The 13,059-nt window shown below is 73.1% G+C and carries 11 protein-coding genes; 9 read left to right on the top strand and 2 right to left on the bottom strand.

Annotated elements, in window-relative coordinates:
• Window positions 1–74: 74 nt before the first annotated feature.
• Complete coding sequence (locus ACFXDE_RS16990; protein ID WP_380494926.1) at window positions 75–548, top strand: DUF6114 domain-containing protein; 474 nt, start codon at window positions 75–77, stop codon at window positions 546–548.
• A 116-nt stretch (window positions 549–664) separates the two neighbouring features.
• On the opposite strand, the gene ACFXDE_RS16985 is transcribed toward ACFXDE_RS16990, so the two are convergent.
• Window positions 665–1,750 (bottom strand): NAD(P)-dependent alcohol dehydrogenase, encoded by a 1,086-nt coding sequence (locus ACFXDE_RS16985; protein WP_380494924.1) that lies wholly within the window; start codon window positions 1,748–1,750, stop codon window positions 665–667.
• A gap of 174 nt (window positions 1,751–1,924) precedes the next feature.
• Between ACFXDE_RS16985 and ACFXDE_RS16980 the strand changes: the two genes are divergently transcribed.
• Window positions 1,925–2,866 carry a helix-turn-helix transcriptional regulator gene (locus tag ACFXDE_RS16980; RefSeq protein WP_380494922.1) on the top strand — a complete coding sequence of 314 codons (942 nt, stop codon included), beginning with the start codon at window positions 1,925–1,927 and terminating at the stop codon, window positions 2,864–2,866.
• Window positions 2,867–2,972: 106 nt separating this feature from the next.
• Here ACFXDE_RS16980 and ACFXDE_RS16975 read toward each other — a convergent pair whose 3' ends face one another.
• A complete protein-coding gene (locus ACFXDE_RS16975; protein ID WP_380494919.1) occupies window positions 2,973–4,397 on the bottom strand; it encodes a selenium-binding protein SBP56-related protein in 1,425 nt (474 codons plus the stop codon).
• A gap of 321 nt (window positions 4,398–4,718) precedes the next feature.
• On the opposite strand from ACFXDE_RS16975, the gene ACFXDE_RS16970 reads away from it, so the two are divergent.
• The 7 genes from ACFXDE_RS16970 to ACFXDE_RS16940 all read left to right on the top strand — a co-directional run bounded on the left by ACFXDE_RS16970 (window position 4,719) and on the right by ACFXDE_RS16940 (window position 13,037).
• Window positions 4,719–7,589 carry a tetratricopeptide repeat protein gene (locus tag ACFXDE_RS16970; RefSeq protein WP_380494917.1) on the top strand — a complete coding sequence of 957 codons (2,871 nt, stop codon included), beginning with the start codon at window positions 4,719–4,721 and terminating at the stop codon, window positions 7,587–7,589.
• 118 nt (window positions 7,590–7,707) lie between these two features.
• Entirely contained in the window at window positions 7,708–8,679 is a 972-nt protein-coding gene (locus ACFXDE_RS16965; RefSeq protein WP_380446938.1) for an alpha/beta hydrolase, read from the top strand.
• Window positions 8,680–8,732: 53 nt separating this feature from the next.
• Window positions 8,733–9,527, top strand: coding sequence for a spermidine synthase (locus ACFXDE_RS16960; RefSeq protein WP_380495031.1), 795 nt, complete (start codon window positions 8,733–8,735; stop codon window positions 9,525–9,527).
• A gap of 118 nt (window positions 9,528–9,645) precedes the next feature.
• A complete protein-coding gene (locus ACFXDE_RS16955; protein WP_380494915.1) occupies window positions 9,646–10,506 on the top strand; it encodes a class I SAM-dependent methyltransferase in 861 nt (286 codons plus the stop codon).
• Between the two features lie 163 nt (window positions 10,507–10,669).
• Complete coding sequence (locus ACFXDE_RS16950; RefSeq protein ID WP_380494913.1) at window positions 10,670–11,332, top strand: DedA family protein; 663 nt, start codon at window positions 10,670–10,672, stop codon at window positions 11,330–11,332.
• Between the two features lie 110 nt (window positions 11,333–11,442).
• Window positions 11,443–12,111, top strand: a complete 669-nt coding sequence (locus ACFXDE_RS16945) for an O-methyltransferase (RefSeq protein ID WP_380448784.1) — start codon at window positions 11,443–11,445, stop codon at window positions 12,109–12,111.
• 26 nt (window positions 12,112–12,137) lie between these two features.
• A complete protein-coding gene (locus tag ACFXDE_RS16940; protein ID WP_380494912.1) occupies window positions 12,138–13,037 on the top strand; it encodes a Gfo/Idh/MocA family protein in 900 nt (299 codons plus the stop codon).
• Window positions 13,038–13,059: the final 22 nt, after the last annotated feature.

The following is a 13,059-nucleotide window of genomic DNA, read 5'->3' as shown; positions in this document are numbered from 1 at the left end:
CCGCTCCCGCCGCGGCGAGCGCGGCCGGGTCCGGCCCTGCGCCGGTCCCTGCGCCGGTCCCCGTACCCGTCCCCGTGCCCGCGCCGACCGCCGGGGCCGCGGCAGCCGTCGCGCCCGCCCGGCCGGTCAGGCGCGACTGGCGGGGACAGCGACCCTTCTGGGGCGGCCTGCTGGTGACGCTCGGGGGCGCCGAGATCCTCTTCACCCTGCGGGCGCCGCTGCCGGTCGTCCTGCACATGGGGATGCAGGGGATCGCCGGCTACCTCGTGCCGGCGGTGATGGTGCTCTGCGGCGTGCTGATCGTCTTCAACCCGGCGCAGCGGCTGTTCTACTCGTTCATGGCCGTGCTCGCGTCGCTGGGCAGCTGGCTGACGTCCAACATGGGCGGCTTCCTCTTCGGGATGCTGCTCGGCGTGATCGGCGCCTGCGTCACCTTCGGGTGGGTGCCCGACCAGCCGCTGCGGCGCGGCCGGGCCCGGCGCGAGCGGCGCAGGGCGCAGCGGCGGGCGGCGGGCGGCGGCGGGGCGGCCGGTCCGGCCGGGGCGTGACAGTGCCCCGTCCTCGGTGTCGGGAGAGCACCGAGGACGGGGCGTCGCGTTCCGTGGCCGGGGCGGGCTCGGATGGTCGCGGGGTCGCGGGGTCGCGTTCCGTGGCCGGGCCGGGCTCAGATGGTCGAGGCGTCGATCACGAAGCGGTAGCGGACGTCGCTCGCCAGCACCCGCTCGTAGGCCTCGTTGATCCGGTCGGCGCTGATCAGCTCGATCTCGGCGGTGATGCCGTGCTCGCCGCAGAAGTCCAGCATCTCCTGGGTCTCCGGCAGCCCGCCGATCATGGAGCCGGCCAGCGAGCGGCGGCCGGTGAGCAGCGCGTGCGCGTTCACCGTGACGGGCTTCTCCGGCGCGCCGACCTGGACCATGGTGCCGTCGACGCGCAGCAGTCCGAGGTAGGCGCTGAGGTCGAGGTCGGCCGAGACGGTGTTGACGATCAGGTCGAAGCGGCCCGCCAGCTCGGTGAAGGTGGCCGGGTCGGAAGTGGCCCGGTAGTCGTCGGCCCCGAGCTTCATACCGTCCTCGCGCTTGCGGAGCGACTGGCTGAGCACCGTGACGTCCGCGCCCAGGGCGTGGGCGATCTTGACACCCATGTGGCCGAGCCCGCCGAGGCCGACGATCGCGACCTTCTTGCCCGGGCCCGCGCCCCAGTGGGTGAGCGGCGAGTACAGGGTGATGCCCGCGCACAGCAGCGGCGCCGCGGCGTCGAGCGGCAGGTTGTCCGGGATGCGCAGCGCGTACCCCTCGTCGACGACCAGCTCCGTCGAGTACCCGCCGTACGTGGGCCGGCCGTCGCGGCCGACGCCGTTGTAGGTGGGGGTCATTCCGCCGCCGGTGCAGTACTGCTGCAGGCCGGACGTGCAGTTGTCGCACTCGCGGCAGGAGTCGACGAAGCAGCCGACGCCGACGCGGTCGCCGACCTTCCACTTCGTGACGCCGGGGCCGGTCTCGCTCACGACGCCGGCGATCTCGTGGCCCGGCACCATCGGGAAGATGCCGGTGCCCCAGTCCTCGCCGACCTGGTGGATGTCGGAGTGGCAGATGCCGGAGAACCGGACGTCGATCACGATGTCGTGCTCGCCGACCGCCCGGCGCTCGACGGTGGTCTTCCGGAGCGGGGAGTTCGCGGTGAGCGCCGCGTAGGCGGCGGCGGTGCGGGTGGGAGCCTGAGCCGTGTCGTTCGTGATGCCCGTGTTCGTCATGTCCTCAAGGCTGCGCCGGACCGTACGGGCCAACCAGACCAACGATCAACGTACGCAACCCCGACGTACGCAAACCCGACGTAGGGAAGCGGAACGTAGCAGCGCGCAACCTACGCACGGCAGTATCACCCTCGCCCGCCCCCGGGAGCGGCTGCCCGCCCGCATACTGCAGACATGGACCAGCGCACCGAACTCAGCGAGTTCCTCCGATCCCGCCGCGCCCGGCTGCGGCCCGAGGACGTGGGCCTGCCCGACCTCGGCACCCGTCGCCGGGTGCCGGGGCTGCGCCGCGAGGAGCTGGCCCAGCTGGCCGGGGTCAGCACCGCGTACTACACGCGGCTGGAGCAGGGCCACGGTGAGAGCGTCTCCTCCGCCGTCCTGGACGCCATCGCCCGTGCGCTGCGGCTCGGCCCGGCCGAGCGCGAGCACCTCGGCCGGCTCACCAAGCCCGCCCGCCGCCGCCCCGGCCGCGCCGCCGCCCGGATCCAGCAGGTCAGGCCCGCGCTGCAGCAGTTGCTCGACGCGATGGAGGGCGTGCCCGCGTACGTCCTCGGGCGGCGGCTCGACATCGTCGCCTGGAACCGGCTCGGCACCGCCCTGCTCGGCGACTTCGGCGCCATGCCGCCGGAGCAGCGCAACATGGCCTGGCACGTCTTCCTCGATCCGGCCGCCCGCGAGCTGTACCTGAACTGGGAGGGCAAGGCCAGCGACGTCGTCGGCATCCTGCGCCTGGACGCCGGACGCGACCCGGACGACCCGCGCCTGGCCTCCCTGATCGGCGAACTCTCCCTCAAGAGCGAGGAGTTCCGCCGCATGTGGGCCGCGTACCGGGTGCAGGACAAGGGCCACGGCACCAAGGAACTGCACCACCCGGTGGTCGGCCGGCTCAGCCTCCAGTACGAGACGCTGCGCCCGGCCGGCGACGACTCCGACCAGGTCCTCGTCACCTACCACGCCGAGCCCGGCTCCGCGTCGGCCGAATCCCTGCGGCTGCTGGCGAGTTGGGCGGCGACGGAGCTTGCAGCGCAGGAGCTCACAGCGAAGGATCTGGCGGCGAAGGCCGAGGGGGAGCCCCGGCCGGTCGCCGAGAGCCGCACGTCGGAACCCAAGGGCTGACGTCCGGTCCGACGGTCCCGGGTGTCCCGGGGCCATCGGACCGGACGCCGGCCGCTGGCGGCCGTGACCTCCTCCCGGCCCCGGGCGGCGGCCACCGCTGGAGCGGCTACCGGTAGCAGTACGAGTCCGACGAGGCGTCGCCGCCCGCGAGGTGCGTCTGGTGCACCCGCAGCCCGCGGAACTCCTCGCCGTGCGGGAAGAACCGCTCGTCCACGGTGAGCCCGCCCGCCTCGGTGTCCGCGTCCAGCTTGACGATCCACGGCTCGATGCCGTCCGGGTAGAACTGGTCGTCCCACGCGCCGTACAGCGAGTTGGTGAGGTAGAGCCGCCGCCCGTCCCGGCTGATCTCGACCATCTGCGGCGCCCCGCTCAGCGGCCGCAGCGGCTCGGCCGGGTGCGGGGTGCGGGCGGTGACCCCGCCCAGGCGCACCGAGGCGGTCCTCCGGGGGTGGAACGGGTCCGACACGTCGAACTGGAAGATCTCGCCGGTGCCCCACGCCGACACGTACAGCCAGCGGTCGTCCACCGACAGGTTGATGTCGGTGACCAGCGGCGGCACCGCGCCGAACGGCTGGAGCGCGGGCGGCAGGTCCTCGGTCTTGGCCGGCTCGGCCGGGATGTCGATCACCTTGCGCGCGGTGAACGCCGGCCCGTCCCGGTACCAGAGCCAGACGGAGGACGAGAGGTCCTCGACGTTCGCGACGACGCCCGCGAAGCCCCACTCCGCCTGCGGGTCGTGGGCCGGGCGCAGCTCCAGGACCATCTGGTACTGGTCGCCGAGGTCGACCCGCTGGAGGTGGCGGCCCGAGTCCAGCTCCCAGAAGTGCAGGGCGTGCCCGTACTTGCGCCCGAGCAGCAGCTCGGGCACCACCCCGTCCTCGACCATCCGCGGCGTGCCCCACTCGCTGGTGATGCCGACGTTCGTCCCGAGGTGCCACCACACGTCGTACGCGAGGTGCTGCGGCCCGCGCTCGGTCTCCCACGGGCGCAGCACGTCGAAGGTGGTGTGGTCGAGCAGTGCCACCCCGCCCGGCCCGTCCGTCCCGTCCCCGGCGCCGAGGCAGGACAGGAACACCCCGCCCGGCCCGCAGTGCAGCGTGTGCGGCCGCGAGTACCCGGCTCTGGCCGCCAGCTCCTGCGCCTCCACCGTCTTCACCAGCCGCGGCCGCACCGGATCGGGCCGGGTGTCCATCACGTGCACCCGCGACGACCGCAGCCCGGGCAGCAGCAGGTAGCGCCGCTCCGGGTTCTCGTGGCAGGCGTGCGCGAGCGCGCTGGAGCAGGCGTTCCACCCGAAGTGGTGCAACTCGTCCCCGAGGGTCGGCAGTTCGGCGAAGTTCAGCACCCGCCCGTAGCTCGCCGAAGCCGGGTCGACGTCCACCGTCAGCAGCGCGTCCGGCCGCCGCCCCGCCCGGTCGAACCCGGCGACGTACGCCAGCGTCTCGGCCGGCGCGGCCATCGCCTCCGCGGCCGACCGGTACAACGACGGATCGGTGTGCCCGGCCGTCGAACCCTCGTCCTGTTGCACCATCTACGGACCCCCTCAACTCGCCTGCCGGTCACGGGAAGTGACGCGCGTCCGGGTAGCGTTCCACACCCTCACCGGCGCACCACAGGCGCACGGGGAGCGGTCCGGTGGTGCGCCGCCCGCCCACCCGCGGCCAGTACGCTGGGGAAGGCCCGCCGCGAGGGGCAAGGCCCGTGCAGGGCACCGGGCCTGTATCCGAGTGGGTGGGGTGGCGTGGGGTCGAGCCGCAAGTCGGACAAGAGGCGGTCGAAGAGTGCGAAGGTATCGAACGCGGTCATCGGCGGGACGTTCCACGGGCATACGATCCAGGCGGGGACCGCCCATGTGACCGTCCATGACCACAGATCCGGAGGCGTCCTCCACACTTCCGCATCACCGCTGCCGCCGCTCCCGCCACTGCCCGTTGCGTTCACCGGCCGCGACCGGGACGTCGACGACATCCTCGCTTCGCTGGCCCCCGACGGGGTCTCGGGCGGCGATTTCGCCGGGCTGATGCTCACGGGGCTGGGCGGGATCGGCAAGACGACCGCCGCCATCGCGGCCGGCCGTGCGGCCGTGGACCGGGGCTGGTTCCGCGGAGTGCTCTTCGTGGACATGCGTGGCTACGACGACACCCGGATGGAGGCCGGACAGGCGCTGGACACTCTGCTGCGGATGCTCGGCGTCCCCGCGGAGAACATCCCGCCCGACACCGAAGCGCGTGCCGCGTTCTTGCGGGCGGAACTCGACCGGAGCGAGTCGGGTGTTCTCGTCATCGCCGACAACGTGTCCAGTGCCCGGCAGGTCATCCCTCTTCGGCCTGCTTCGGCTCGCCATCGTCTGCTGGTGACCTCTCGGGAGATCCTCCCGGGGCTGGGCGCTCGTGTGCTTCGACTCGGCCTGCTGGATCCCGAAGCGGCCCGGGATCTCATGGCGTCGGAGGTGAGAGCGGCCTGGCCGCATGACGACCGGGTGGCTGCGGATCCCGATGGTGCGCTGCTCGTCGCGGAGTTGTGTGGGTACCTGCCTTTGGCGCTGCGACTTGCGGCCGCGCAGCTCATCGTCGATCAGCACCTGCAACTCGGCTTGCTGGCGAAGGACTTGACGGACTCGGCCGGCCGGCTGGACCTGCTGCAGGACGGGGAAACCGGAATTCGGCTGACTCTGGACAGTTCCCATCGGCGCCTCTCCGTTTCGCAGGCCGAGCTGTTCCGCCTGCTCGCGCTCAATCCCGGCCCCGAGATCTCCACCGTGGCGGCCGCGGTCCTGGCGGGCCGGACGCTTCGTGAGACCAGGATCATGCTCGCCCAACTCGCCCGTACCGCCCTCGTCTCACAGACCCCCGAGGGGGGCAGGTGGTACCTGCACGACCTCGTTCACGTGTTCGCCGCCGAACGGGCCCGGATGCATCCGGAGCCGAGTCGGCAAGCCCGGCGACGCCTGTTGGAGTTCTACGTCGCCGCTGCGGGTGCGGCCAACGACTCCGTGACGGCACTGCCCGACAGTCCTCCTGAACTCGGCGTGTTCCACGACCGTTCGCATGCGCTCACGTGGATGGATCGTGAACGTCCGAACCTCGTCGGGACGGTGCAGGCAGCGGTGGCGACGAATCATCCTGAGCTCGTCACGGAGCTGGCCCCGGCGCTGGGCTCCTACCTGATCAGGAGGTTCCGGACGGACGACGGTCTGACGGTCACCCGTGCGGCCCTGGATGCGGCTCGTGCCCTCGACAGCACGTCGGACGAGGCTGCCGCCTGGAACAACTTCGGTCTGGCACTGCACGAGGCCCGTCGCTTCGACGAAGCCGCAGAGGCCTTCGGACGGTCCGGCGAGCTCTTCCGTCAGTGCGGCAACCGCAGGGGCGAGTCCAGCGCGCAGGGCAACCTCGCCAACTCGCTGCGCAAAGTCCGGCGCTTCGACGAGGCGCTCGCGGCCCACCAGCACGCCCTCGCCATCGATCGGGAGCTGGGCCACCGCCGTCGTGAGGGCGGGACCCTGAACAACATCGCGGCCACCCTGCAGGACATGCGGCGCTTCGACGAGGCCATCGAGATCCTCGAGTGCGCCCGCGACATCCATCGCGAACTGGGTGACGTGGACGGGGAAGCGACGGTGTGGTCGAACCTCGCCATGGCCATGCGGGAAACTCGTCGCTTCGACGAGGCCGTCGAGGCCGGTCGGCATTCCGCCCGACTCGCGAGAGGTCTCGGGGACCCCCACCTCGCGGCGACGGCGTTGGAGGAGATCGGGGCGGTCTTCCAAATGACCGGCCGATTCGAGGAGGCGATCGCAACCCACCAGAAGACGTGCATCGGGTTCCGCGAACTCGGAGACCGTCATGGTGAAGCCCTGTCGTGGGGGAACCTCGGGCTCGCCCTGGGGGCCGTCCGGAGGTTCGAAGAGGCGGTGGATGCGCACGAGAACGCCCTGGCCATACATCTGGAACTAGGAGACCGCCACGATTGGGCCCGTACCTGCGGCAATCTCGGCGCGGCCCTGAACGGACTGGGCCGGTTCGAGGAGGCCGAGGACGTACTCCGGCCGGCACTGGCCGTGTTCCAGGAGCGCGGTGACCGGCACGGTGAGAGTGCGGTGTGGAACAACCTCGGTGCCGTGCTGGAGGAAGCAGGCCGTCGGGGCGAGGCGATCCAGGCCCACCAGGAGGCACTGCGTGCTGTGCAGGAGGTGGGTGACCGACTTGCGGAGAGCCGGTCCTTGACCAACCTCGGCGACGTGCTCCGGGAAGCAGGCCACGTCGGCGCGGCGATTGCCGCTCACGAACAGGCCCTCGAAATCCATCGGGCTCTGGGCGATCGCCACGGTGAGGCGAAGCTGCAGGACAAACTCGGTCTTGACTTCGGTGAGGGAGGTGATCATCAGGCCGCAGCCGACGCCTTCCAGCGGGCCCGGCGGCTGTACCTGGACCTCGGTGACGAGGACGGTGAGGCCGTGGCACTGCTCGGTCAGGCTGATGCCCTCTGTTCTCGGAGCGGGTTCCAGGAAGCAGCGGACGCGGCCCGCGAGGCTCTCGTGTTGTTCCGGCGGCTCGGCTCGGCCGACGGCGAGGCGGCGGCCTGGTACTGCCTCGGCGATGCCTTGCACGGGGTGGGCGAGACGGCTGAGGCCGAGACGGCGCTCCGGCGGGCCGAGACCTGTGGCCAGGTGCTCGATGCCGACGGTGACGACGGGTCGGGCCCGGACGCGGTCGCCGATTGATTCCCGCCGGGTGGGCACCGCCGCGCGGGGCGGGGCTACCGGCCGGTATCGTCGGGGCTCGGGAACGGTGGAGACCTGCTGCGGCGGGCCCGAGTGCGGATAGGTGCGGCGAGAAGCGATGGAGTTTCGGGAAGACATCCTGGGTGCCCCTTACGAGGCGGTCGAGCTGCCGCTGCGGCGCGACTACGAGGGCGAGGTCTGCGCGACGCTCGTGCGCCGGCTCGTGCCGGGGTCCGAGAAGGCCGTGCTGTACGTCCACGGGTACAACGACTACTTCTTCCAGACCAACCTCGCCGACCACTTCGTCGCGCTCGGGTTCTCCTTCTACGCGCTCGACCTGCGCAAGTACGGGCGCTCGCTGCGCCCGCACCAGTCGCCGAACTTCGTGCGCGACCTCGTCGAGTACGACGAGGAGATCGACGAGGCGGTGCGGATCGTCCGCGAGGCGGACGGGCACCGGCAGGTGCTGCTGAACGGGCACTCCACCGGCGGCCTGATCGGGGCGCTGTGGGCCGGACGGCGCTCCGGGCGGGGCCTGATCGACGGGCTGTTCCTGAACAGTCCCTTCCTGTCCATGCCGGCCTCGGCCGCCGCCGTGACCTTCGGCGGCCCGGCCGTCTCGGCCATCGCCCGGGTCGCGCCGACGCGGGTGCTGCCCTCCGGGCTGAACCCGCACTACACGCACAGCCTCCACAAGGACCACCGCGGCGAGTGGGACTTCGACCTCCGGCTCAAGCGGCCCGAGGGCTTCCCGCTGTTCGCCGGCTGGCTCGCGGCCATCCACCAGGGGCACCGGCGGGTGCGGCGCGGGCTCGGCATCGACGTGCCGGTGCTGCTCATGGCCTCCACCGCGTCGATCTCCACCACCAAGTGGCACAACGCCCTGCACCACGCCGACGGCGTCCTGCGCGCCGACGACATCGCCGCCCAGGGCCCGCACCTCGGCCGGCACGTCACCATCGTCCGGATCGAGGGCGGCATGCACGACCTCGTCCTGTCCGGCGAGAGCGCCCGCACGCAGGTCTTCGCCGAGCTCGACCGCTGGCTCGACGCCTACCTGCCGGCCGTGCCGGTCGGGGAGCCCGCGTGACCGACGAGCCGGTGCCGGTCGGGCGGCCCACCGACCTCGGGTTCGCCAAGCTCATGCCGGACATCGACCGCGACGGCGGCTGGCTGCTCACCCTCGACGGCACGCCGCAGTCGTACGTCGACCTCGCCGACCCCACGCACCTGGAGTTCGAGTACACCCGCCGCCTCGGCCACCTCGCCGACGCGCTCGCCCCCGCCGGGCATCCCCTCGACGTGCTCCACCTCGGCGGCGGGGCGCTCACCGTGCCCCGGTACGTCGCCGCGACCCGGCCCGGGTCGCGGCAGCAGGTCGTCGAGGTGGACGGTCCCCTGCTCGCCCTGGTCGAGGAGCACCTGCCGTGGCAGGGGCCCGGCGTCGACATCACGGCGACGGTCGGCGACGCCCGCGCCGCCCTGGCCGCCGTCCCCGCCGGATCGCTGGACCTCGTCGTCGCCGACGTCTTCCACGGTTCCCGCACGCCCGCGCACCTCACGTCGGTGGAGTTCCTGCGCCTGGCAGCCGCCGCGCTGCGCCCCGGCGGCTGCTACGCCGCGAACCTCGCCGACGGCCCGCCGCTGGCCTTCGCCCGCGCCCAGGCCGCGACCGTGCGAGCGGTGTTCCCCGAGGTCTGCCTGATCGCCGAGGCCCCGGTGCTGCGCGGCCGCCGCTACGGCAACATCCTGCTGGCCGGCTCGACCGCCCCGCTCCCGGTCGCGGACCTCTCCCGCGCCCTGGCCGCCGACATCTTCCCGGCCCGCCTGACGGACGGCACCGACCTCGCCACCCTGGTCGGCCGCACGCCCCCGGTGACGGACGCCGACGCCACCGACTCCCCGCCACCCCCGGACGGCGCCTTCAGCGTCGGCTGAGGCGGCTGGCCCCTTCCGGTGGGCCCGGCCGCGCGTCGGCTCGCGCGGCCGTCGTCCCGGGGTGTGAGAATCGGCGGGTTCGAGCGGGTGCTCGGGTGGACGGCGGAGGGAGAGGGCGATGGGCGGCGTGGAGCGGCCGGACTTGGGGGAGGTGCCGGAGACGGCGCTGTGGACGCTGTGGCACCGGGCGGTGGAGGCCCGGCGGCCGGACGCGGTCCTGCACGACCCGAAGGCGGTCGAGCTGGTCGGGCGGATCGACTTCCCGTTCGAGGAGCGGTTCGGGCGCCGGGCGGCGGTCGCACAGCTCCAGGCGCTGCGGGCGGCGTGCTTCGACCGCGAGGTGGCGGACTTCCTCGCCCGCAACCCGCGCGGCACCGTCGTCTGCCTGGGCGAGGGCCTGGAGACGCAGGCCTGGCGGGTCGACAACGGGCGCGCCCGCTGGATCTCCGTCGACCTGCCGGAGACGGCCGCGCTGCGCGAGCGCCTGCTCCCGCCGGACGAGCGCCACCGCATCGTCGTGTGCTCCGCCACGGACCCGCGCTGGATGGACGAGGTGGACCCGGCGCAGGGGGTGCTCATCAGCACCCAGGGCCTGCTGATGTACCTGCGCCCGCCCGAGGTCCGCGGGCTGATCGCCGCCTGCGCCGAGCGCTTCCCCGGCGCGACCTTCGTCCTCGACGCGGTGCCGCGGTGGTTCAGCGCGCGGGCCGTCCGGGGGAAGCTGCGGGACAAGTACTACAAGGCGCCGGCCATGCCGTTCGGCATGGACGCGGGCGAGCGCGGGAAGCTCGCCACCGCCCACCCGGCGGTGACGGACGTCCGCGAGGTGTACCCGGAGGGCGGGCGCGGGATCGTCCGGGCGCTGCTGCCCCTCGCGGCCCGTGTGAACGGCAGGCCGTCCGTGGTCGCACTGCGCTTTGCCAAAAAGAGGGAATCGGCCGAAGGTAGCGGAACCTCCGCCGCGGCCCGTACGTCGTAAGACCAGGTAAGACCAGGCGATCGGCGGGGAGAACACGACCGGCCGGCACGTTAGGCTGCCTGGTCAGAGGGGGAGCGGCCCGCGTGCCGCCATCGGAAGACCGCCGGGACGGGCGCACCGCACAGGGGCGCGCCCGCACCGACCTGCCACGGAGGTACTGGCCTTGCACATCGACGCCTGGATCGAGAGCGTCCCCCCGGGGGCCGTGTACGGCCTCGTGGGCTTGATCATCGGTCTGGAGTCGCTGGGCATCCCGCTGCCCGGCGAGATCGCGCTGGTCACGGCGACGCTGATGGCCGTCAAGGGCGTCGTGAGCCCGTGGGGCATCGCCGGCGTGGCGATCGCGGGCGCGATCATCGGCGACTCGATCGGCTACTCGATCGGGCGCAAGGGCGGCAAGCCGCTCTTCGAGAAGCTCGGCCGCAAGTTCCCCAAGCACTTCGGGCCCTCCCACCTGGCCACCGCCGAGCGGTCGTTCCAGCGCTGGGGCATGTGGGCGGTCTTCTTCGGCCGCTTCATCGCGCTGCTGCGCATCTTCGCGGGGCCGCTGGCGGGCGCGCTGAAGATGCCGTACTGGAAGTTCCTGATCGCGAACGTGCTCGGTGGCGTGGTCTGGGCCGGCGGTACGACGCTGCTGGTCTACAAGGTCGGCAAGAGCATCGAGCCGTGGCTGTCGCGCTTCTCGTGGGCCGGGCTGGCGGCGGCCGTCGTCGTGGGCGCCGGCTCGGCGTGGTTCATGAAGCGGCGCGCCGCGAAGGCGCACGCCGCGCACGAGGCGGCGGAGGCGGCGGCGTCGGAGAGCGTTAAGGAGCCGGTGGCGGACTGACGTTCGGGCCGCGGGGTCACCTGCGTCGGCGGCGGTGCGGAGTAGCGTGTGATCACGCACGGCCCGCACCGAGCGCACCGCCCGCACCGCACCGAGCACTGGAGGCCCCGATGACGCAGCCGACCTGGGACGCCGTGGACGCGTACTTCTCGGACACGCTGGTCGGCCACGACCCCGTCCTGGAGGCCGCGTCCGCCGCCGCCGACGCGGCGGGCCTGCCGCACATCGCCGTCGCCCCCAATCAGGGCAAGCTGCTGCACCTGCTGGCGCTGACGGTCGGGGCCCGGCGGATCCTGGAGGTCGGCACGCTCGGCGGCTACAGCGCGATCTGGCTGGCGCGCGCCCTGCCGGCCGACGGCACGCTGATCACCCTGGAGATCGACCCGAAGCACGCCGAGGTCGCCCGCGGGAACCTCGCCCGCGCCGGGCTGGACAAGGTGGCCGAGGTGCGGCTCGGCAGCGCCCTCGACTCGCTGGCCGTGATCGGCGCGGAGGGCGGCGAGCCCTTCGACCTCGTCTTCATCGACGCCGACAAGGTCAACAACCCCGCGTACTTCGCGTGGGCGCTCAAGCTGACCAGGCCGGGCTCGCTGATCGTGGTCGACAACGTGGTCCGCGGCGGCGCCGTCGCGGACGCGGCCGGCACCGACCCCGCCGTCGTCGCCACGCGTAGGCTGCACGACGTGATCGCGGCCGAGCCGCGCGTCACCGCGACGTCCGTGCAGACCGTCGGCAGCAAGGGCTACGACGGCTTCACGCTGGCGCGCGTGCAGAACTGAACCACCGCAACACCTTGGAGGACCCTGTGCGGATCGGACTGCTGGGCACCGGCCCCTGGGCGGAGCGCGTGCACGCGCCCGTCCTCGCCGACCACCCCGGGCTGGAGTTCGCGGGCGTGTGGGGACGCCGTCCCGAGGCCGCCACGGCGCTCGGCGCGGCGCACGGCGTGCCCGGGTACGCGGACCTCGACAAGCTGCTCGCCGAGGTGGACGCGGTCTCGATCGCGCTGCCGCCGACCGTCCAGGCCGACCTCGCGGTGCGCGCCGCCGAGGCCGGCTGCCACCTGCTGCTCGACAAGCCGGTCGCGCTGACCGTCCCGGACGCGCGGCGCGTCGCCGGGGCCGTCGAGCGGCACCGCGTCGCGTCCGTCGTGTTCTTCACCGTCCGCTTCGGCGGCGACCAGATCCCGTGGATCGAGCAACAGGCCGCGCTGGGCGGCTGGTTCACCGGCCGCTCGGACTGGCTCGGCTCGGTGTTCGCCCCCGGCAGCGGCAGCCCGTACGCGGCGTCGCCGTGGCGGCAGGAGAAGGGCGCGCTGTGGGACGTCGGCCCGCACGCGCTGTCCGTGCTGCTGCCGGTGCTCGGCGACGCGACGCGGGTGACGGCCGTGGCGGGCCCGCTCGACACGATCCACCTGGTGCTGCGCCACGCGGGCGGCGCGTCCAGCACGCTGGCGCTCAGCCTGACGGCGCCGGTCGCGGCCGGCGGCACGGGCATGGAGATCCGCGGCGAGCACGGCGTGGCCCACCTGCCGGAGCGCGGCGAGGGCCCGATCGCGGCCCTGCACCGCGCCCTGGACGCTCTCCGGGACTCCGCGCGCACGGGCGAACCGCACGCGTGCGGCGCGGAGTTCGGGCTGCGCGTGGTGGAGATCCTCGCGGCCGCCGAGCGCTCGCTGGAGTCGTCGGCGCCCGTCGAGGTCTGACGGGGCCACCTACCGTCCCTTG

Origin of the sequence: Kitasatospora sp. NPDC059408 (genome assembly GCF_042751525.1) — a bacterium.
Classification (GTDB): Bacteria; Actinomycetota; Actinomycetes; order Streptomycetales; family Streptomycetaceae; genus Kitasatospora.
Note: the sequence above shows the minus strand (reverse complement) of the source record. Positions and strands in the feature narration are given on the sequence as shown.